The organism is Pseudomonas sp. GD03862, from assembly GCF_029840855.1.
GTDB classification, from domain to species: domain Bacteria; phylum Pseudomonadota; class Gammaproteobacteria; order Pseudomonadales; family Pseudomonadaceae; genus Aquipseudomonas; species Aquipseudomonas alloputida.
The window spans coordinates 31,181-52,510 of the sequence record NZ_JAOCDI010000027.1 but is presented as its reverse complement, the minus strand read 5'-3'; the positions used below and the strand labels follow the sequence as shown (position 1 = coordinate 52,510).

Below are 21,330 nucleotides of genomic sequence, written 5' to 3'. Positions count from 1 at the left end.
TAATACCCCCTTAACACAAAGGGGAAACACTCCCTCACAATCCTTAACAAAGTGTCATTTGCGCAGAGCCGGGCTCAAGCGCAGCATATCCAGCCCGGTGTCGACCCATTTTTCGACATCGCCCAGCAGATCGACACTGTCAGGCAGCAATAGCCAGCGCCCGATCAGGCCATCGACATAGGCAAACATGGCCACCGCCGCGCGCTCGACATCCAGCTCGCCAGGCAACTGGCCCCGGCGTACGGCATTGGCCAGCGCCAGGGTGATGCCCTTGTGGCAATCCAGCACCGCACTCTGGCGCTGCTGGCGAATTTCACACATGTCATCGGTGAACTCGCACTTGTGATGCAGGATTTCATTGATACGACGGGTTCGGGCATCGAGCACCAGCTCGTTGAACACTTGCAACAGCAGCTTGCGCATGCAGCCAAGCGGGTCGAGTTCATCCTCGCTTTCGCTCGCGCGCGCCAAATGGTCATGGGTCTCGCGCAGGCTGTCGAGCAACGCCTGCACCAGCTCGGCCTTGTTGTTGAAGTGCCAGTAGATCGCCCCCCGCGTCACACCCGCCAGTTCGGCGATGTCGGCCAGGGTGGTTCGCGCGACCCCGCGCTTGTAGAAGGCCCTTTCCGCCGCCTCGATGATCTGGGCACGGGTTTCCTGGGCTTCTTCTTTGGTTCTACGGACCATGGCAGCACAACCTCATCTGGCCCGAACGCGCAGCGCGTGCGGGGACGCTCCGGGGGCACCTCTGCCGGGGCCTCTCGGATGAGCTAATCAAACGCTGCGGCTGTACCTGAGTACAACCCAGCAGTATTTACAAACAACCATGAATGTAAGTATATTCCTTAGCAAGCTATTTATCCACCGGATAGCATTTTTTCCAGATCAAGATCTCTTCCATTACTCTTGAGCGTCTCCCTGCTCCAGCGACCCGAGGATCCTCATGCAATTCAAGCCAGCCGTTACCGCTCTGGTTTCCGCCGTCGCCCTGGCAACCCTGCTCAGTGGCTGTAAGAAAGAAGAAGCAGCGCCCGCGGCGCAGGCTCCTCAGGTCGGCGTCGTGACCATCCAGCCGCAAGCCTTCACCCTCACCTCGGAATTGCCGGGGCGAACCAGTGCCTACCGCGTCGCCGAAGTGCGCCCGCAGGTCAACGGCATCATCCTCAAGCGCCTGTTCAAGGAAGGCAGTGAGGTCAAGGAAGGCCAGCAGTTGTATCAGATCGACCCTGCCGTGTACGAAGCCACCCTGGCCAATGCCAAGGCCAACCTGCTGGCTACACGCTCACTGGCCGAACGCTACAAGCAACTGATTGACGAACAGGCCGTCTCCAAACAGGAATACGACGACGCCAATGCCAAACGATTGCAGGCCGAGGCTTCGCTCAAGAGCGCACAGATCGACCTGCGCTACACCAAGGTTCTGGCGCCAATCAGCGGCCGTATCGGTCGCTCTTCGTTCACCGAAGGTGCACTGGTGAGCAACGGTCAGACCGACGCCATGGCCACCATCCAGCAGCTCGATCCTATTTATGTCGACGTTACCCAGTCCACCGCCGAGCTGCTCAAGCTGCGCCGTGACCTGGAAAGCGGCCAGTTGCAGAAGGCCGGCAAAAACGCCGCCTCGGTTCAGCTGGTGCTGGAAGACGGCAGCCTGTTCAAGCAGGAAGGCCGCCTGGAATTCTCCGAAGTCGCGGTCGACGAGACCACCGGCTCGGTGACCCTGCGCGCCCTGTTCCCCAACCCCGATCACACCCTGCTGCCAGGCATGTTCGTGCATGCGCGGCTCAAGGCCGGGGTCAACACCAACGCCATCCTGGCACCGCAACAAGGCGTGACCCGCGACCTCAAGGGCGCACCCACCGCCCTGGTGGTCAACCAGGAGAACAAGGTCGAACTGCGCCAGCTCAAGGCCAGCCGCACCTTGGGTAGCGACTGGCTGATCGAGGAAGGCCTCAACCCGGGTGACCGCCTGATCACCGAAGGGCTGCAGTACGTGCGCCCAGGCGTCGAGGTGAAGGTCAGCGATGCCACCAACGTCAAGAAGCCGGCCGGCCCTGATCAGGCCAACGCGGCGAAAGCAGACGCCAAAGCGGAGTAAACCATGTCGAAGTTCTTTATCGATCGCCCGATCTTCGCCTGGGTGATCGCCTTGGTGATCATGCTGGTCGGGGCCTTGTCCATCCTGAAGCTGCCGATCAACCAGTACCCCAGTATCGCGCCGCCGGCCATCGCCATCGCCGTGACCTACCCGGGCGCCTCGGCGCAAACCGTGCAGGACACCGTGGTGCAGGTGATCGAGCAGCAGCTCAACGGTATCGACAACCTGCGTTATGTGTCGTCGGAAAGTAACTCCGACGGCAGCATGACCATTACCGCCACCTTCGAACAGGGCACCAACCCCGACACCGCGCAGGTACAGGTACAGAACAAGCTGAACCTGGCCACCCCGCTGCTGCCGCAGGAAGTGCAGCAGCAAGGTATCCGCGTCACCAAAGCAGTGAAGAACTTCCTGCTGGTGATTGGTCTGGTCTCCGAAGACGGCAGCATGACCAAGGACGACCTGGCCAACTACATCGTCTCGAACATGCAGGACCCGATCTCGCGTACCGCGGGTGTAGGTGACTTCCAGGTGTTCGGTGCGCAGTACGCCATGCGTATCTGGCTCGATCCGGCCAAGCTGAACAAGTTCCAGCTGACCCCGGTCGACGTCAAGACCGCTGTGGCCGCACAGAACGTGCAGGTGTCTTCCGGCCAGCTCGGCGGCCTGCCAGCCCTGCCGGGCACCCAGCTGAACGCCACCATCATCGGCAAGACCCGCCTGCAAACCGCCGAGCAGTTCGAGAGTATTCTGCTCAAGGTCAACAAAGACGGTTCACAGGTGCGCCTGGGTGACGTCGCCCAAGTGGGCCTGGGGGGTGAAAACTACGCCGTCAGCGCCCAGTTCAACGGCAAGCCGGCTTCCGGCCTGGCGGTAAAACTGGCAACCGGCGCCAACGCGCTGGACACTGCCAAGGCACTGCGCGAGACCATCAAAGGCCTGGAACCGTTCTTCCCGCCGGGGGTCAAGGCGGTATTCCCGTATGACACCACCCCAGTGGTCACCGAATCGATCAGCGGCGTGATCCACACCCTGATCGAAGCCGTGGTGCTGGTGTTCCTGGTGATGTACCTGTTCCTGCAGAACTTCCGCGCCACCATCATCACCACCATGACCGTACCGGTGGTATTGCTGGGTACCTTCGGCATCCTTGCCGCCGCGGGCTTCAGCATCAACACCCTGACCATGTTCGCCATGGTTCTGGCCATCGGCTTGCTGGTGGACGACGCCATCGTCGTGGTGGAGAACGTCGAGCGGGTCATGTCCGAGGAAGGCTTGCCGCCCAAGGAAGCGACCAAACGCTCGATGGAACAGATCCAGGGCGCCCTGGTGGGTATCGCCCTGGTGCTCTCGGCCGTACTGCTGCCCATGGCGTTCTTTGGCGGCTCCACGGGTGTGATCTACCGGCAGTTCTCCATCACCATCGTCTCGGCCATGGGCCTGTCGGTGCTGGTTGCGCTTATCTTCACCCCGGCGCTCTGCGCAACCATGCTCAAACCGCTGAAGAAGGGCGAGCACCACACCGCCAAAGGCGGCTTCTTCGGCTGGTTCAACCGCAACTTCGACCGCAGCGTCAATGGCTACGAGCGCAGTGTAGGCACCATCCTGCGCAACAAGGTGCCATTCCTGCTGGCCTATGCGCTGATCGTGGTAGGCATGATCTGGCTGTTCGCCCGCATCCCTACCGCGTTCCTGCCAGAAGAAGACCAGGGCGTGCTGTTCGCTCAGGTGCAGACCCCGGCCGGCTCCAGTGCCGAGCGCACGCAGGTCGTGGTCGACCAGATGCGTGAATACCTGCTCAAGGACGAAGCCGATACCGTATCGTCGGTGTTCACCGTCAACGGCTTCAACTTCGCAGGCCGCGGCCAGAGCTCGGGCATGGCCTTCATCATGCTCAAACCCTGGGATGAACGCTCGAAGGAGAACAGCGTGTTCGCCCTGGCCCAGCGCGCCCAGCAGCACTTCTTCACCTTCCGTGATGCGATGGTGTTCGCCTTCGCCCCGCCAGCGGTGCTTGAACTGGGTAACGCCACCGGCTTCGACGTGTTCCTTCAGGACCGCGGCGGTGTCGGCCACGCGAAGTTGATGGAGGCGCGCAACCAGTTCCTGGCCAAAGCTGCGCAGAGCAAGATCCTCAGCGCCGTGCGCCCGAACGGTCTGAACGATGAACCGCAGTACCAGCTGACCATTGATGACGAACGTGCCAGCGCCTTGGGCGTGACCATTGCCGACATCAACAACACCCTGTCGATTGCCTTGGGTGCCAGCTACGTCAACGACTTCATCGACCGTGGCCGGGTCAAGAAGGTGTACATCCAGGGCGAACCAAGCGCGCGGATGAGCCCGGAAGACCTGCAAAAATGGTACGTGCGCAACGGCGCAGGCGAGATGGTGCCGTTCTCCTCCTTCGCCAAAGGCGAATGGACCTATGGTTCGCCGAAGCTGTCGCGTTACAACGGTGTCGAAGCGATGGAAATCCTTGGTGCACCAGCGCCTGGTTACAGTACCGGTGAAGCCATGGCCGAGGTCGAGCGCATTGCAGGCGAGCTGCCGAGCGGTATCGGCTTCTCCTGGACCGGCATGTCCTACGAGGAAAAACTCTCCGGCTCGCAGATGCCGGCGCTGTTCGCCCTCTCGGTGCTGTTCGTGTTCCTGTGCCTGGCGGCCCTGTACGAAAGCTGGTCGATCCCGATCGCTGTGGTGCTGGTAGTACCGCTGGGTATCATCGGTGCGCTGATCGCCACCAGCCTGCGCGGCCTGTCCAACGACGTGTACTTCCTGGTTGGCCTGTTGACCACCATCGGTCTTGCGGCGAAAAACGCCATTCTGATCGTGGAATTCGCCAAGGAGCTGCACGAACAAGGCCGCAGCTTGTACGACGCAGCGATCGAGGCGTGCCGCATGCGTCTGCGCCCGATCATCATGACCTCGCTGGCGTTCATCCTGGGCGTGGTACCGTTGACCATCGCCAGCGGCGCCGGCGCCGGCAGCCAGCACGCCATCGGTACTGGCGTGATCGGCGGCATGATCAGTGCGACCGTGCTGGCTATCTTCTGGGTACCACTGTTCTTCGTCGCAGTGTCGTCGCTGTTCGGCAGCAAAGAGCCGGAAAAAGACGTCACCCCTGAAAATCCACGTTATGAGGCTGGGCAATGACCAAGTCTTTGTTGTCCCTGGCGGTAACCGCTTTCATTCTTGGCGGCTGCTCGCTGATCCCTGACTACCAGACCCCAGAGGCGCCGGTGGCTGCGCAGTGGCCGCAAGGCCCTGCTTACTCGCCGACGCAATCGGCGGATGTTGCCGCTGCTGAACAGGGCTGGCGCCAGTTCTTCCACGACCCGGCGCTGCAACAGCTGATCCAGACCTCGCTGGTCAATAACCGCGACCTACGGGTCGCGGCGTTGAACCTCGACGCCTACCGTGCGCAATACCGCATTCAGCGCGCCGACCTGTTCCCGGCGGTTTCGGCCACCGGCAGCGGCAGCCGCCAGCGTGTCCCGGCGAACATGTCGCAAACGGGCGAATCTGGCATCACCAGCCAGTACTCGGCCACCTTGGGCGTCAGCGCCTACGAGCTGGACCTGTTCGGCCGCGTGCGCAGCCTGACCGAGCAGGCCCTGGAAACCTACCTCTCCAGCGAGCAGGCGCGTCGTTCCACGCAAATCGCCCTGGTAGCCAGCGTGGCCAACGCCTACTACACCTGGCAGGCCGACCAGGCCCTGTTCAAGCTGACCGAAGAAACGCTGAAGACCTACGAGGAAAGCTACAACCTCACCCGTCGCAGCAACGAGGTCGGCGTGGCCTCGGCCCTGGACGTCAGCCAGGCGCGTACCGCCGTGGAAGGCGCCAGGGTCAAGTACTCGCAGTACCAGCGCCTGGTCGCCCAGGACGTCAACAGCCTGACCGTGCTGCTGGGCACCGGCATTCCTGCCGACCTGGCCAAGCCGCTGGAGCTTGATGCCGACCAACTGGCCGAAGTACCGGCCGGCCTGCCATCGGATATCCTTCAGCGTCGCCCGGACATTCAGGAAGCCGAGCACCTGCTCAAGGCTGCCAACGCCAACATTGGTGCAGCCCGCGCAGCGTTCTTCCCGAGCATCAGCCTGACCGCGAACGCTGGTAGCCTGAGCCCCGACATGGGCCACCTGTTCTCGGGCGGCCAGGGCACCTGGCTGTTCCAGCCGCAGATCAACCTGCCGATCTTCAACGCCGGTAGCCTGAAAGCCAGCCTGGACTACTCGAAAATCCAGAAGGACATCAACGTCGCCAAGTACGAAAAAACCATCCAGACGGCCTTCCAGGAAGTCTCCGATGGCCTGGCGGCACGCAAGACCTTCGAAGAGCAGTTGCAGGCCCAGCGCGACCTGGTGCAGGCGAACCAGGACTACTACCGCTTGGCCGAACGCCGTTACCGCATCGGGATTGACAGCAACCTGACCTTCCTCGATGCCCAACGCAACCTGTTCAGTGCCCAGCAAGCGCTGATCGGAGACCGCCTGTCGCAGCTGACCAGCGAGGTCAACCTGTACAAGGCGCTTGGCGGTGGCTGGTACGAGCAGACCGGGCAGGCCAACCAGCAGGCATCGGTGGAAACACCGAAAGGCTGATCGGCCTTGTTACAGCACAAGCCCACCCTTAGCGGTGGGCTTTGCTTTTTTAGTGCCTGTGCCGGCCAGTATCCCTGGTGATTCACCGTCGCAGCCACCACCGTATTCGCGGGTGAACCCGCTCCTACGCGGATCGTGTGGTGGACACATATCGGTGGTTGGGCGCAAGCCGTTGTAGGAGCGGGTTCACCCGCGAAGAGGCCGCCCCAGGAGAGTTATTAACCAACCGGAACATTCCGTTCGATTATCGCCCCGTTCCGTTTGCGGCGAATTGCCTCACCCCCGCACTACCCCGCACCATCCCCACCACGCAACGTTACCCAAGTTCATCAAAAACACCCGCACCTGCAGGCCCGATCCTGCAGTGCACCGGCTCGACCATAAAAACAAGAGATCCACGACAGATGAGCATTTCGCTACCCGCACGTCAGCTGCTGCCTGGCCTGTTGGCCATGTCCTGCGCCCTCCCCGCATTCGCCGCCAACGAAGGTGGTTTCATCGAGGACGCCAAGGCCACCCTCAACCTGCGCAACTTCTACATCAACCGTAACTTCGTCGACCCGGCCCACCCACAGGGCAAGGCCGAGGAATGGACACAAAGCTTCATCCTCGATGCCCGTTCCGGTTTCACCCAGGGCACGGTCGGTTTCGGCGTGGACGTACTGGGCCTGTACTCGGTCAAGCTCGACGGCGGCAAAGGCACCACCAACACCCACCTGCTGCCAGTGCATGACGACGGCCGCCCGGCCGATGACTTTGGCCGGCTGGGTGTGGCGCTGAAGGCCAAGCTGTCCGAAACCGAGCTGAAAGTCGGTGAATGGATGCCGGTACTGCCAATCCTGCGTTCGGACGATGGCCGCTCACTGCCGCAAACCTTCCGCGGTGGCCAGCTGACCTCCAGGGAAATCGCCGGCCTGACCCTATACGCCGGCCAGTTCCGCGGCAACAGCCCGCGCAACGATGCCAGCATGGAAGACATGTCGCTCAACGGCAAAGCCGCCTTCACCTCCGACCGTTTCAACTTCGGCGGCGGTGAGTACACCTTCAACGACAAGCGCACCATGATCGGCCTGTGGGATGCCCAGCTCAAGGACATCTACCGCCAGCAATACCTCAACCTGACGCACAGCCAGCCGCTGGGCGACTGGACGCTGGGCGCCAACCTGGGCTACTTCATCGGCAAGGAAGATGGCGCCGAACGGGCCGGCAAGCTGGACAACCGCACCGCCTCCGCCTTGCTTTCCGCGCGCTACCAAGGCCACACCTTTTACGTTGGCCTGCAGAAGGTCAGCGGCGACGATGCCTGGATGCGGGTCAATGGCACCAGTGGCGGTACCCTGGCCAACGACAGCTACAATTCAAGCTTCGACAATGCCAAGGAGCGTTCCTGGCAGGTTCGCCATGACTTCAACTTCGCCACCGTCGGCGTACCCGGGCTGACCCTGATGAACCGCTATATCAAGGGTGACAACGTCACCGTGGGCAGCGTGGACGATGGCAAGGAATGGGCGCGGGAAACAGAGCTGGCCTATGTGGTGCAGTCGGGCAGCTTCAAGGACCTGTCGCTGAAATGGCGCAACTCGACCATGCGTCGCGACTTCAGCACCAACGCGTTCGATGAGAACCGCTTGATTGTGAGTTATCCGCTGAATCTTCTGTGACTCAATTGGCCTCTTCGCGAATAACCCCGCGAAGAGGCCAGACGCCCTCCCTTTTGAAAGCATCATTGGCAACAGCGTGATGAAAACCCTGCCATGAATTGCCCAGTGCGAGCTGCCGCCATTCGCTGAGCTGATGATGGTGGTGACTGCAGGCTATCCTGATCACTATCCGCTACAGGTGAAACAAAGCTGAACAGGGAGGCACAACAATGAAAACCCTCGTCGACCACCTGAGCCAATACGCCAACTACCACCGCGATCCACGCAACATCGCCACCCACTTCGTCGGCATCCCCATGATCGTGCTGGCAGTCACCATCCTGCTTTCACGCCCAGGCTGGGAGATAGCTGGCATGTGGCTGTCCCCTGCCCTGCTGGCAGCGGCGGCGTCTGTGTGGTTCTACTTGCGCCTGGACCTGCGCTTCGGGCTGGTGATGGGGCTGTTGCTGGGCCTGTGCCTGTGGGTCGGTGAGGCGCTGGCAGTGCAGTCGACAACGCTATGGCTCGGCGCCGGGCTGGGGACGTTCGTGGTGGGCTGGATCATCCAGTTCATCGGCCATTACTACGAAGGCCGCAAACCGGCATTTGTCGACGACGTGAGCGGCCTGATCATCGGGCCACTGTTCGTGGTGGCGGAAGCTGCGTTCATGCTGGGCCTGTGCCCGACCCTGAAGCGCGCCGTGGAAGCCAACGCCGGCCCGATTGCCATGCGGCAAAAAAAGGCATCGGTGTAAAGGCCATTCGCGGGCAAGCGCCCTGTTGCAGGGGCCTGCCCGTGATCACGGTTTACTGGCGAGACTCTACGCCAAGTTCATCCCACACCGACTCAGCCAGGTGGAACGTGGCATTGGCCGCCGGAATGCCGCAGTAGATCGCGCTCTGCATCAGCACTTCCTTGATCTCGTCGCGGGTCACGCCATTGTTGGCCGCCGCACGCAGGTGCAGCTTCAGCTCGTCGTTGCGGTTCATGCCGATCAGCATGGCGATGGTGATCAGACTGCGGGTATGGCGCGGCAGCCCCGGGCGGGTCCAGATGTCACCCCAGGCGTGGCGGGTGATCATTTCCTGGAACTCGCCATTGAAGTCGTTGAGCTTCTCCAGGCTGCGGTCCACGTGGGCATCACCCAGCACTGCGCGGCGCACTTGCATGCCAGCGTCGTAACGTTGTTTCTCGTCCATGGCGTTGTCCTCAGTGAGCCAGCAGGAAATCGAGCACGCGGCGGCTGAAGGCCTCGCCAATCTCGACGTTGGACAGGTGCGCCGCCGGGAAGTCGACGTACTCGGCACCTTGGATACCGGCCTGCATGAAGCGGCCATGCTCAGGGGTGGTAACCACGTCTTCCGTACCGGCAACGATCAGCGCGGGCACCTGGATGCGGCCCAGTTGCTCACGATAATCAGCGTCACGTACCGCTGCACAGTTGCCTGCGTAGCCTTGTGGGCTGGTTTGCGCCAGCATCTGGCAGATACGCTGGGCCTGCTCCGCCTGTGCCTGGGCAAAGCCCGGGGTAAACCAGCGGGCGATGGAGGCATCGCGCAGGTCGACCATGGCCTGCTGGCCGCCTTTGAGTACCGTGTCGATACGGGTGTTCCACACCTCGTCGTTGGCGATCTTGGCGGCCGTGTTGCACAGGGTCAGGCTGTGCAGGCGCTCACCTGCATGGATACCCAGCCACTGGCCGATCAGGCCGCCCATCGACAGGCCGACGAAGTGAGCCTTCTGAATGTCCAGGCCATCGAGCAGGGCCAGCACGTCGCGGCCCAATTGTTCGATGCTGTAAGGGCCTTCAGTGACCAGCGATGCGCCGTGACCACGGGTGTCATAGCGCAGCACCCGGAAGTGCTGGCTCCAGAGCGGAATCTGGGTGTCCCACATGCCCAGGTCAGTACCCAGCGAGTTGGACAGGACCAGCACCGGGGCGTCATCCGGGCCATCGATCTGGTAATTCAAAACGCCATCGGCCAGTTGCAAGTGCGCCACAGCGGTCTCCTTCAGGCAGTGAAACGTTGATGTTCGGACACGGCGCGCGCCACCCAGACGCGGGCCTGGCCCAGGTAATGGGCAGGGTCGAGCAGACGATCGAGTTCTTCGCCAGACAGCTCGGCGCTGACCTGTGGCTCGTCACCCAGCACGGCACGCAGGTGCCGCTGTTCAGCCACCGCGCGCTGGCAGCATTGTTCCAGCAGGTGGTGGGCACGGTCGCGACCCAGACGCTGGGCGAGGACGATGCTCACCGCTTCGGCCAACACCAGGCCTTGGGTCAGGTCGAGGTTACGGCGCATGCGCGCGGCATCCACCTCCATGCCCTCGGCAATCACTTGAGCCTGGCGCAGGGCGCCAGAGACCAGGCAGCAGATATCCGGCAGGGTTTCCCACTCGGCATGCCATAGGCCCAGGCTGCGTTCGTGCTCCTGAGGCATGGCCGCGAACAGCGTCGACAGCAGGCCCGGCACGCGGGTCGCGGCACCGATCAACACGGCGGCACCCACCGGGTTGCGCTTGTGTGGCATGGTCGAAGAACCACCCTTACCCGGCGCAGAAGGCTCAAACACCTCCCCCGCCTCGGTTTGCATCAGCAAGCTGATATCACGGCCGAACTTGCCTAGGCTGCCGGCAACCAGGCCCAGTACCGAGGCAAACTCCACCAGGCGGTCGCGCTGGGTGTGCCAGGGCTGCTCGGGCAGGGTCAGCTTGAGCTGTTCGGCCAACGCTTCGGCCACCGGCATCGCCTTGCTGCCCAGGGCCGCCAGGCTGCCCGAGGCACCGCCGAACTGCAGGACCAGCAGGCGCGGGCGCAGCTCCTGCAGGCGCTGACGGTGGCGGGTCAAAGCACCCAGTACACCGGCCAGTTTCATGCCCAGGGTCACCGGGGTGGCGTGTTGCAACCAGGTACGACCCACCAATGGCGTATCGGCGTGCTTCAAGGCCTGCTGCGACAGGGTATCGGCCAGCTTGCCGAGGTCGGCCTCGATCAAATCGAGGGCATCGCGCAGCTGCAGAACCAGACCGGTATCCATCGCATCCTGGCTGGTGGCCCCAAGGTGCACATAGCGCTCAGCCTCAGGCACGCCGGTGGCGATCACCTTGCCCAACGCTTTCACCAGCGGAATGGCCGAGTTGCCCGCGGTGGCGATGGCATTGGCCAGCGCGCCAACGTCGTAGCGCTCGGCCTGGCATGCCGCCTCGATGGCCGCTACCGCGCTGTGCGGGACCAAACCGGCAGAGGCTTCGGCACGGGCAAGCGCGGCTTCGAAATCCAGCATGCCCTGCAGGCGGCCTCGGTCGGAGAAAATCTCGCGCATGGCCGGCGCGGTGAAATAGGCGTCGAACAGTTGGTTGCTCATGCAGCGTCCTTAATCATCATGGTGCAGGTACGCCGCCTGCTTCGGCAGGCGCAGGCTGAACAGGAAGGCAATCGCCATCATCGCCGTCACGTACCAGTAGAAAGTGTTTTCCATCCCCAGGGTTTTCAGGCCCAGGGCCACATACTCGGCCGAACCGCCGAATGCTGCGTTGGCCACCGCGTAGGCCAGGCCAACACCCAGTGCACGCACCTGCGGCGGGAACATCTCGGCCTTCACCAGACCACTGATCGAGGTGTAGAAACTCACGATACACAGGGCCAGGCTGATCAGCACGAAGGCCATGATCGGGCTGGTCACGGTTTTCAGCGCCATCAGCAGCGGCACGGTGCACAGGGTACCCAGGCCGCCGAACAGCAGCATCGAATTGCGCCGGCCGATACGGTCGGACAGCATGCCGAAGAACGGCTGCACCACCATGAACAGGAACAACGCCCCGGTCATTACGTAGCTGGCGTTCTTGGCGGTCATGCCCGCGGTGTTGACCAGGTACTTCTGCATATAGGTGGTGAAAGTATAGAAAATCAGCGAGCCACCCGCGGTGTAGCCCAGTACCGTGATGAACGCCGCTGCGTGATTGCGGAACAAACCTCCGATCGAACCTGCATCCTTGTCATTGCGGGCTTCGGCGCTACTGGTCTCGTGCAGCGAACGGCGCAGCATCAGCGAGATCAGGGCGGCGATGGCGCCCACCACGAAGGGAATGCGCCAGCCCCAGGCCCGCAGTTCATCTTCAGTCAGCAGCTGTTGCAGGATCACCACGACCAGGACCGCCAGCAACTGGCCGCCGATCAGGGTGACGTACTGGAACGAAGCAAAGAAGCCGCGCTGCCCACGCAGTGCTACTTCACTCATGTAGGTGGCCGTGGTGCCGTATTCGCCCCCTACCGACAGCCCCTGGATCAGGCGGGCCAGCAATAGCAGCGCCGGGGCCCAGGTGCCGATGCTGGCATAGGTGGGCAGGCAGGCGATCATCAGCGAGCCGAAGCACATCATCAGCACCGAGATCATCAGGGAATTCTTGCGACCATGGCGGTCGGCGAGGCGGCCGAAGATCCAGCCACCAATGGGGCGCATCAAAAAGCCCGCGGCGAATACACCTGCCGTGTTCAATAGCTGCACGGTGGGGTCGTCGGAGGGGAAGAAGGCCGGGGCGAAGTAGATCGCGCAGAAGGCGTAGACGTAGAAGTCGAACCATTCCACCAGGTTGCCTGATGAGGCACCGACAATAGCGAAGATGCGCTTGCTGCGTTCTTCGCCGGTGTAATAGGTTGAGGTCATGACGGGTTTACTCCTGGAGGGTCCTAGGTAGTTCTAGACATACCTAGTAACACACTCGTTCCGCTATCGGGCTGGCAATGGGCCTTATGTCTCACAGGAGAGGCCTCTTCGCGGGGAAGCCCGCTCCCACAGGTGATTGCGTGGATCCCTGTTGGAGCGGGCTTCCCCGCGAAGAGGCCGGTACAGGTCAAACCCGCTCGATGGCCAACGCCAGACCTTGGCCGACACCCACACACATGGTCGCCAGGCCCTTGCGACCGCCGCTCTTCTCCAGCTGGTGCAACGCAGTCAGTACCAGGCGTGCACCGCTCATGCCCAGTGGGTGGCCCAGGGCAATGGCGCCGCCATTAGGGTTTACCTGGGGCGCATCGTCAGCCACACCCAGCTCACGCAGCACCGCCAGGCCTTGGCTGGCAAACGCTTCGTTAAGCTCGATCACGTCGAAATCACTTACCGCTATCCCCAGACGCTCGGTCAGCTTGCGCACCGCCGGCACCGGGCCAATGCCCATGACACGTGGCGCAACGCCGCCGCTGGCCATGCCCAGAACACGGGCACGCGGAGTCAGGCCGTGTTTCTTCACCGCTGCGGCCGAGGCCAGGATCATCGCCGCAGCACCGTCGTTCACGCCCGAGGCGTTGCCGGCGGTGACCGTCTTGTCCGGGCCGTTGACCGGCTTGAGCTTGGTCAGCGCCTCCAGCGTGGTTTCAGGGCGCAGGTGTTCGTCACGTTCGACGATGATTTCGCCCTTCTTGTGAGCGATACGCACCGGCACGATTTCTTCGGCAAAGAAGCCGGCAGCCTGTGCAGCGGCAGCCTTCTGCTGGCTGCGCAGGGCGAAAGCGTCCTGGTCAGCACGCGAAACCTGATAGTCGTCGGCCACGTTGTCGGCGGTTTCCGGCATGGAATCCACACCGTACTGGCTCTTCATCAGCGGGTTGATGAAACGCCAGCCAATGGTGGTGTCTTCCAGCTTCATGTTGCGCGAATAGGCGCTTTCAGCCTTGCCCATGACGAACGGGGCGCGCGACATCGACTCGACGCCACCGGCAATCACCAGCTCCATCTCGCCGCTGGCGATGGCGCGGAACGCGGTGCCGACGGCATCCATGCCCGACGCGCACAGACGGTTCAGGGTGACGCCCGGGATGCTTTCCGGCAGGCCGGCCAGCAGCAGTGCCATGCGGGCCACGTTGCGGTTGTCTTCACCGGCCTGGTTGGCGCAGCCGAAGAACACTTCGTCTACCTGGTCCCACTGCACGCCAGGGTTGCGCTCGATCAGCGCCTTCAGCGGCACGGCTGCCAGGTCGTCGGCCCGCACGCTGGCCAGGGCGCCGCCGAAGCGGCCGATCGGGGTACGGATGGCATCACAGATGAATACGTCGTGCATCAGGCTTCTCCTGCCAGCTGGCCATGGTCAGCGGCGGTACGGGCGTCGAGGTCACGCATGGCGGACAGCTCGATTTGGGTGGGTTCGGAAATGGTCTGCGCGTGGCATTTGGAGGCTCCTGGTCAGGGTGCTTCGGTAAACCCAGATTAAGGAGACTGGTAGGTACCTTACAATCCGATAATCGACTATCTGTGCGATTAACGAACCATTTGTTGCGCAACTATCCACCCCACGCGCAGGGCAACTGTGCGCCCTGATTGCAGCACAACGCCGCCCCTGCGGGAGCGGCGTTGTGCTGTGAATGGGCCGCAACGCGGCCCTCGCCCTCAGGTTGCGTCGGCGTGGCTGACCAGCCCCTTGACGACCACTCCCACGGTCGCCAGCGCCGCCGGTACCAGCAACGCCGTCAGCACCTGCTCGAAGCTCCAGCCCAGGCCCAGCAGCGTTGCACCACTCCAGGCGCCGAGAATCGCACCAAAGCGGCCAATACCCAGCATCCACGATACGCCTGTGGCCCGGCCCTGGGTGGGATAGAAGCGCGCCGCCAGCGATGGCATTGCCGACTGCGCACCGTTCACGCACATACCCGCGACGAGCACCAGCGTGGCTAGCAGAGTGATGTTGCCCAGGCTCTGCCCCACTGCGTAGGCGAACACCCCGGCCAGCAGATAGAAAATGCCGATCACCTTGTGCGGATTGAAACGGTCCATGGCCCAACCCACGCCGACTGCACTTAGCACGCCGCCAAACTGGAACAGCGCGCCGATGAACGCGGCCTGTTCCATGCTCGCGCCGCTGTCACGCATCAGGGTTGGCAGCCAGCTGGTCAGGAGGTAGACGATCACCAGGCCCATGAAATAGGTCAGCCACAGCAACACGGTGCCCAAGCCATAGGTGCCAGAGAAGATCACCGCGAACACGTTGCGTGCAGCCACCGCCTTTTGCTCCGGCACGCTGAAACTGCCTGCCTCAGCCACCACTTGCGGCGCGATTGGCGACAAGGTCTTGCGCACCTTGTCGGTACCGCGGTTGCGCACCACCAGGAACCGCGCCGACTCCGGCAGCCAGACCATCAGCACCAGCGCCAGCAGCAACGGCAGCACGCCACCGATGACCAGCAGGCTGTGCCAGCCGTAGGCCGGGATCATCTTGGCGGAAATGAAGCCACCACCCGCCATGCCCAGGTTGAAGCCACAGAACATGCTGGTCACCAGCAGCGACTTGAGGCGCTCCGGCGTGTATTCGGACAACAGCGTGGTAGCGTTGGGCATGCCTGCACCCAGGCCCAGGCCCGTCAGGAAGCGCAGTACCAGCAACTGGTCGACGTTGGTGGCATAGGCCGAGGCCAGGCTGAAGCCACCGAACACCAGCACCGCCCCCACCAGCACGCCTTTGCGGCCGAAACGGTCAGCCAGCGGCCCGGAGCCCAGGGCGCCGAACACCATGCCGATCAACGCGGCACTCATGACCGGCCCAAGGCTGGCGCGGTCGATCCCCCACTCTTGCGACAGTGCCGGGGCGATGAACCCCATGGCAGCGGTGTCCAGGCCGTCGAGGAAGACGATCAGGAAGCACAGCAGCACGACCCGCCACTGATAGCGGGACAGCGGCTGCTGATTGATGAATGACTGAACGTCGAGGCTTTTGCCGACGTTGGTTTGCGCTTGGTTCATTATTGTTATCCAGAATGTGGGGCACAGTCAGGCCATTGCACGCGGGCATCCGGTACAAGGGCGATGATTGGGGTATATGGCCTGGGTCAGCCTGGATATAACGATACTGCATGCGGGTGCGGCCGCAGCAGCGAGGTGACAGTATTCATGAGTGAGTGCCTCTAGTGTTTTTCTTGTTCGGTCGGCTAGCCGACCGTTGCGAGAGACATTAATCAGCCGGCCGAGGTGACGCAATTCACCCGGCACGACACTGTGCGTTTATCGCACAGGAAACGGTTTTGCCTGTTCTGATCCGGGGCCGCAAAGTGCTCCCTGTGGTCTCAACCAAACAACTGGTGGCAAAGGTCCCGGCTGGCTGCCAGCAAAATCGGCAAGAACCGCTGCTCCAGTTCACTGCGGGTCACCCGCCCGACATGGGTACTGACGTTCAGCGCAGCCAACACCTGCCCCGAAGCGTCATACACCGGCACGGCAATCGATCGCAGCCCCTGTTCCAGTTCCTGGTCTACCACGCACCAGCCCTGGGCGCGCACCTGCTGGATGCAGGCGAACAACGATTCGGGGTCATTCAGGGTGCGGCTGGTGCGCGCCTTGAGGTCGGCACGTTCCAGGTACTCACGCAGGCTGGTGTCATCCATGGCCGCCAGCAGAATGCGCCCCATCGACGTGCAATAGGCCGGCAGGCGCCCGCCCACCGACAGATCGACCGAGATCAGCCGCTCGACCGTGGCCGAACGGGCTATATAAAGGATGTCGTCGCCTTCGAGGGTGGCCATGTTGGCCGCCTCATGCAGCTGGTCGCTGATGCGATCCAGGTACGGCTGTGCAGAAATTGCCAGCGGCGTCGACGACAGGTAGGCATGCCCCAGGGTCAGCACTTTGGGCAGCAGCGAATAGGTACGCCCGTCGGTGGTGGCGTACCCCAGCTTGATCAACGTGTGCAGGCAACGGCGCACCGCCGCGCGAGGGATTTCGGTACGGTGGCTGATCTGGGCGATGGTCAGGTGGCGCTTGCGCTCCTGGAATGCCTGGATCACGGCCAGGCCACGTGCCAGCGAGGTCATGAAGTCCGGGTCACCGGTAAAGGCCTGGATGCGCTTGGCCGGGGAAGCCACGATCGGCGGCGCCATGGCAGCCGAAGCAGGTCGCGCCACCTCGGCATTGCCGGAATCGTTGCCCAGGGTTTCGTCACTCATCGCACACCTCAAAAAAAACACCGGTTCGTGCGATTATCGAACAAACGGCCGATAATCGCAATTGACCGCCGACACTTTTGCTTATACCTTTCCCATGCCACTTGTGGCTTCTTTGGAGAGACTGGTCAGGTACCCACCGTAGAAGTCCCCAGGCAACGGCCTCGCCTTTCGGCGAGGCCGTTTTTCATTACGGCCCGCCCTGACATTGCAACGAACTTCTATCCGCCATTCCTTTCAAACTTTGTACGAAAGGTCCCAACTGTTCGCGGGCACAATCTGCTACTTACGCCAGATGATGTCAGGGTTGCGTAAATTATCGATGTTCGGCGAATTATCGGTTGCTATAATCGATTGCGCAGGCCCTCCGCTTACCGTGGTCGTTGAACCTTCCGCTTTATCAAGCCGTTGCGGCCAGCAAGGCAAATGCATGTTGCACAATGCATGACAACAGTCATTACACTTATTTCAGGTACTGCACGTGACGAAAGATGAACTGCGCGCGGAACTCGAGCGCCAGGCTGAACGTTACAAGGATGTTTATGGTGGCGAAGTCACCACATACGCCGCACAACCGGATCCGGAACGCAAACCCTGGCGCAAGCGTGCCAGCGTTCGCGACCAGGCCTTCAGCCAGGAACTGGAACGCATCGAAAAAGAACTGCGCAGCGACAACCCCTGAGTCTCGGGGCCCTCTGCGCATCGTCGCCCGGCCTACCCGGGCGAGCTCGATCTTTACTGTCTGGCCGATGATGAAATGGAATCACACAAATTTCATACAGGCGTTTGAATTTTTGCGAAATGGATTTTTCTCAAGCTTTCGGCCTTTTTTCGCCCTATTTTGTGATTTTTAGCCGCTATTTACCTCCCGTGCCGCCCCCCTCTGCATGGCGCGCTTGCACCATGAAGACTGTCATCTGCCTGTTACAGGTGCATCGATTGCCAAGGTTTTCTGGCATAATCCCGCCCCCCTAAGACCCGCCAGACAACCTTCATGATCGATTTATTCAGCGGACTGGATGCCTGGGTGTTGGTGAGCCTGCTGCTCGCCTTGACCTTCGTACTCGCCTTCGAGTTCATCAATGGCTTTCATGACACCGCCAACGCGGTAGCTACCGTCATCTATACCAAAGCCATGCCGCCGCACCTCGCCGTGTTCTTCTCCGGCGTGTTCAACTTCCTTGGCGTTCTGCTCGGCGGTGTAGGGGTGGCCTATGCCATCGTGCACCTGTTGCCGGTAGAGCTGCTGATCAATGTGAACACCGGCCACGGCCTGGCCATGGTCTTCTCGTTGCTGGCTGCGGCCATCACCTGGAACCTGGGCACCTGGTACTTTGGCATCCCCGCCTCCAGTTCGCACACGCTGATCGGCTCCATCCTCGGTGTCGGCCTGGCCAACGCCCTGATCAACGACATTCCGCTGGGCGACGGCGTCAACTGGCAGAAAGCGATCGATATCGCCATGTCGCTGGTGGTCTCGCCAATGGCCGGCTTCGCCGTTGCTGCCCTGGTGCTGATCGGCCTGAAATGGTGGCGCCCGCTGTCGAAGATGCACAAAACCCCGGAACAGCGCCGCAAGCTCGACGACAAGAAGCACCCGCCCTTCTGGAACCGTCTGGTCCTGGTGGTTTCCGCCATGGGCGTGAGCTTCGTGCACGGCTCCAACGACGGCCAGAAAGGCATCGGCCTGATCATGCTGGTGCTGATCGGTATTGTCCCGGCCAAGTTCGTACTCGACCTGAACAGCACCACCTACCAGATCGAACGTACTCGCGACGCCACCCTGCACATGAGCCAGTTCTACCAGCGTAACGCTGCCACCCTGGGCGAGTTCCTGGCACTGGGCAAGGCCAAGGCCAGCGACCTGCCGGAGCAGTTCAGTTGCAACCCGCAGCAGACCGAGCCGACCATTGCTGCGCTGCAGACCTCACTGAAGGGCGTGACGGACTACCACAGCCTCGATGCCGAGAAGCGCGTTGAAGTGCGCCGCTATCTGTTGTGCCTGGATGACACGGCGAAGAAGGTTGGCAAGCTGCCAGGCCTGGACGCCCGTGAAAAGTCCGACCTTGAAAAACTGCGCAAAGACCTCACCGCCACCACCGAATACGCCCCGTTCTGGGTGATCGTGGCCGTCGCCCTGGCCCTTGGCCTGGGCACCATGGTTGGCTGGAAGCGCGTGGTGTTGACGGTGGGCGAGAAGATCGGCAAACAAGGCATGACCTATGCCCAAGGCATGTCGGCACAGATCACCGCAGCCTGCGCCATCGGCATGGCCAACGTATTCGCCCTGCCGGTATCGACCACCCATGTGCTGTCGTCCGGTGTGGCCGGCACCATGGTCGCCAACAAAAGTGGCCTGCAAGGCGGCACCGTGAAGACCATCCTGCTGGCATGGGTCCTGACCCTGCCTACCTCGATGGGCCTGGCGGCCGGCCTGTTCTGGCTGGCGTCCAAAGCCATTGGCTGAGTGACACCGCAATGAATGAAGGCGCCCTCGGGCGCCTTTTTCATAGCCGTTATGCCTGCCGAAGCAGCCTTGTGCTACCAAGGGTATGGGCGCGGCGCAGGAAGACTACCTTTTCTTGCCCCCTAACAACGACCCCATCAAGCCGCGCACCAACTGCCGCCCCAACTGGTTGGCCGCCTGGCGCACTGCCGACTTGATCGCCTGCCCCGCTGCACTCTGCAAGAACTCACCCGCCTTGTCGGCAAAACTCTCTTCATCCGCCTTCGGTTGTGGCGCCGGCTCCACCGGCTCGCCCTTACGCTGGCTCAGCATTTCATAGGCAGACTCACGGTCCACCGGTTTGTCATAGCGCCCCGACAATGGCGAAGCCGCAATCAGCGCACTGCGCTCAGCCGCACTCAGTGGCCCGATACGCGACTGCGGCGGTGCAACCAGCACCCTCTGCACCATGGCCGGCGTGCCCTTCTCTTGCAACGTACCCACCAGCGCTTCGCCAATACCCAGTTCGGTCAGCACCGCCAGGGTGTCGAACGTCGGGTTGGGGCGGAAACCATCGGCTACCGCCCGCAGCGACTTCTGCTCCTTGGCCGTGAACGCCCGCAAGCCGTGCTGAATGCGCAAGCCCAACTGGGCCAGCACCGCGTCGGGCAAGTCACCCGGCGACTGGGTAACGAAATAGACCCCCACCCCCTTGGAGCGGATCAGCCGGACCACTTGCTCAAGACGGTCCTGCAACGCCTTGGGCGTGCCGTTGAACAGCAGGTGTGCTTCATCGAAGAACAGCGCCAGCACCGGCTTGTCGGCATCACCGCGCTCGGGCAACTGCTCGAACAATTCGGCCAGCAGCCACAACAGGAACGTCGCGTACACCTTGGGTGCCTCGTGCACCAATCGGCTGGCATCGAGCAAGTGGATACGTCCACGTCCATCCGGATCAGGGCGCAGCAGGTCCTCCAGTTGCAATGCCGGCTCGCCGAACAGTGCCTCGGCGCCCTGCTGCTCCAAGGTAGCGAGCCGGCGCAACAAAGCCTGGGTGGAGGCCGTGGTCATCAGCGCGCTGTCTTCGCCGAGCAGCTGCGGGTTGTCCTTCAGATGCGCCAGCAGGGCCTTGAGGTCTTTGAGGTCCAGCAGCAGCAGGCCTTCGCGGTCGGCCACCTTGAATGCTGCATAAAGCGCCGCCTGCTGGCTGTCGGTCAGTTCCAGCAAGTTGCCCAGCAACAACGGCCCCATTTCACTGAGGGTGGTGCGCAGCGGGTGGCCAGACTGCCCGGCGATATCCCACAAGCTCACCGGGTAAGCCCTGGGCGTATGCCCCAGCCACGGCATGCCGGCGATGCGCTCAGCCACCTTGCCCTGTGGCGCACCGGCAGCACCCAGGCCACAAAGGTCGCCTTTGACATCCGCGGCGAACACCGCCACCCCTGCGTCGCTGAACACCTCCGCCAGGCGCTGCAGGGTGACGGTCTTGCCAGTACCGGTTGCGCCAGCCACCAGACCGTGGCGGTTGGCCAGGCGCATTGCTTGCCCGACTGGCTGGCCATCCGGGCCCGCGCCTACAACGATGGTCGAAAATTCCGACATCTCTTTAATCCTCTGC

The 21,330-nt window shown here is 62.3% G+C and carries 16 protein-coding genes and 1 pseudogene; 7 read left to right on the top strand and 10 right to left on the bottom strand.

What is annotated here, in order from left to right; all coding sequences use genetic code 11:
- Positions 1-54: 54 nt before the first annotated feature.
- A complete protein-coding gene (gene ttgR, locus N5D53_RS17790; protein WP_012053630.1) occupies positions 55-687 on the bottom strand; it encodes an efflux transport transcriptional regulator TtgR in 633 nt (210 codons plus the stop codon).
- Positions 688-943: 256 nt separating this feature from the next.
- Here ttgR and ttgA point away from each other — a divergent pair, with 256 nt between their 5' ends.
- From ttgA to N5D53_RS17765, 5 genes are all read left to right on the top strand, one after another.
- A complete protein-coding gene (gene ttgA / locus N5D53_RS17785) occupies positions 944-2,098 on the top strand; it encodes a toluene efflux RND transporter periplasmic adaptor subunit TtgA (RefSeq protein ID WP_064491135.1) in 1,155 nt (384 codons plus the stop codon).
- A gap of 3 nt (positions 2,099-2,101) precedes the next feature.
- Positions 2,102-5,254 (top strand): multidrug efflux RND transporter permease subunit TtgB, encoded by a 3,153-nt coding sequence (gene ttgB / locus N5D53_RS17780; protein WP_014754360.1) that lies wholly within the window; start codon positions 2,102-2,104, stop codon positions 5,252-5,254.
- A complete protein-coding gene (locus N5D53_RS17775; RefSeq protein ID WP_010952492.1) occupies positions 5,251-6,705 on the top strand; it encodes an adeC/adeK/oprM family multidrug efflux complex outer membrane factor in 1,455 nt (484 codons plus the stop codon). The genes ttgB and N5D53_RS17775 overlap by 4 nt, the downstream gene beginning before the upstream one ends.
- Before the next feature lie 404 nt (positions 6,706-7,109).
- On the top strand, positions 7,110-8,366 hold the full coding sequence (locus N5D53_RS17770) for an OprD family porin (RefSeq protein WP_064491136.1): 1,257 nt from the start codon (positions 7,110-7,112) through the stop codon (positions 8,364-8,366).
- 209 nt (positions 8,367-8,575) lie between these two features.
- A complete protein-coding gene (locus N5D53_RS17765; protein WP_064491137.1) occupies positions 8,576-9,100 on the top strand; it encodes an Mpo1-like protein in 525 nt (174 codons plus the stop codon).
- 52 nt (positions 9,101-9,152) lie between these two features.
- Here the strand turns inward: N5D53_RS17765 and pcaC are convergent, their stop codons facing one another.
- The 8 genes and pseudogenes from pcaC to pcaR form a co-directional block, all read right to left on the bottom strand.
- Positions 9,153-9,545 carry a 4-carboxymuconolactone decarboxylase gene (gene pcaC, locus N5D53_RS17760; RefSeq protein WP_010952489.1) on the bottom strand — a complete coding sequence of 131 codons (393 nt, stop codon included), beginning with the start codon at positions 9,543-9,545 and terminating at the stop codon, positions 9,153-9,155.
- Between the two features lie 10 nt (positions 9,546-9,555).
- Positions 9,556-10,347, bottom strand: a complete 792-nt coding sequence (gene pcaD, locus N5D53_RS17755; RefSeq protein ID WP_014754363.1) for a 3-oxoadipate enol-lactonase — start codon at positions 10,345-10,347, stop codon at positions 9,556-9,558.
- 11 nt (positions 10,348-10,358) lie between these two features.
- The gene (locus N5D53_RS17750; RefSeq protein ID WP_010952487.1) at positions 10,359-11,711 is read right to left on the bottom strand and encodes a 3-carboxy-cis,cis-muconate cycloisomerase; all 1,353 of its coding nucleotides are present in this window, start codon (positions 11,709-11,711) and stop codon (positions 10,359-10,361) included.
- Positions 11,712-11,720: 9 nt separating this feature from the next.
- Positions 11,721-13,010, bottom strand: coding sequence for an MFS family transporter (locus N5D53_RS17745; RefSeq protein ID WP_010952486.1), 1,290 nt, complete (start codon positions 13,008-13,010; stop codon positions 11,721-11,723).
- Positions 13,011-13,197: 187 nt separating this feature from the next.
- Positions 13,198-14,403: a 3-oxoadipyl-CoA thiolase gene (pcaF, locus tag N5D53_RS17740; RefSeq protein ID WP_172835047.1), complete on the bottom strand. Its 1,206-nt coding sequence runs from the start codon at positions 14,401-14,403 to the stop codon at positions 13,198-13,200.
- Positions 14,400-14,495, bottom strand: a pseudogene (locus N5D53_RS17735) (CoA-transferase subunit beta); the annotation flags it as partial. The pseudogene N5D53_RS17735 and the gene pcaF, both read right to left, overlap by 4 nt.
- Positions 14,496-14,726: 231 nt before the next feature.
- Positions 14,727-16,073, bottom strand: coding sequence for an MFS transporter (locus N5D53_RS17730; RefSeq protein ID WP_020192010.1), 1,347 nt, complete (start codon positions 16,071-16,073; stop codon positions 14,727-14,729).
- Positions 16,074-16,393: 320 nt separating this feature from the next.
- Positions 16,394-17,203, bottom strand: a complete 810-nt coding sequence (gene pcaR, locus N5D53_RS17725; protein ID WP_033723735.1) for a pca regulon transcriptional regulator PcaR — start codon at positions 17,201-17,203, stop codon at positions 16,394-16,396.
- A 544-nt stretch (positions 17,204-17,747) separates the two neighbouring features.
- On the opposite strand from pcaR, the gene N5D53_RS17720 reads away from it, so the two are divergent.
- Positions 17,748-17,948 carry a hypothetical protein gene (locus N5D53_RS17720; RefSeq protein WP_003251937.1) on the top strand — a complete coding sequence of 67 codons (201 nt, stop codon included), beginning with the start codon at positions 17,748-17,750 and terminating at the stop codon, positions 17,946-17,948.
- Between the two features lie 312 nt (positions 17,949-18,260).
- Positions 18,261-19,733 carry an inorganic phosphate transporter gene (locus tag N5D53_RS17715; protein ID WP_014592256.1) on the top strand — a complete coding sequence of 491 codons (1,473 nt, stop codon included), beginning with the start codon at positions 18,261-18,263 and terminating at the stop codon, positions 19,731-19,733.
- Positions 19,734-19,838: 105 nt separating this feature from the next.
- Here N5D53_RS17715 and N5D53_RS17710 read toward each other — a convergent pair whose 3' ends face one another.
- Complete coding sequence (locus tag N5D53_RS17710) at positions 19,839-21,314, bottom strand: helicase HerA-like domain-containing protein (RefSeq protein WP_104887093.1); 1,476 nt, start codon at positions 21,312-21,314, stop codon at positions 19,839-19,841.
- Positions 21,315-21,330: the final 16 nt, after the last annotated feature.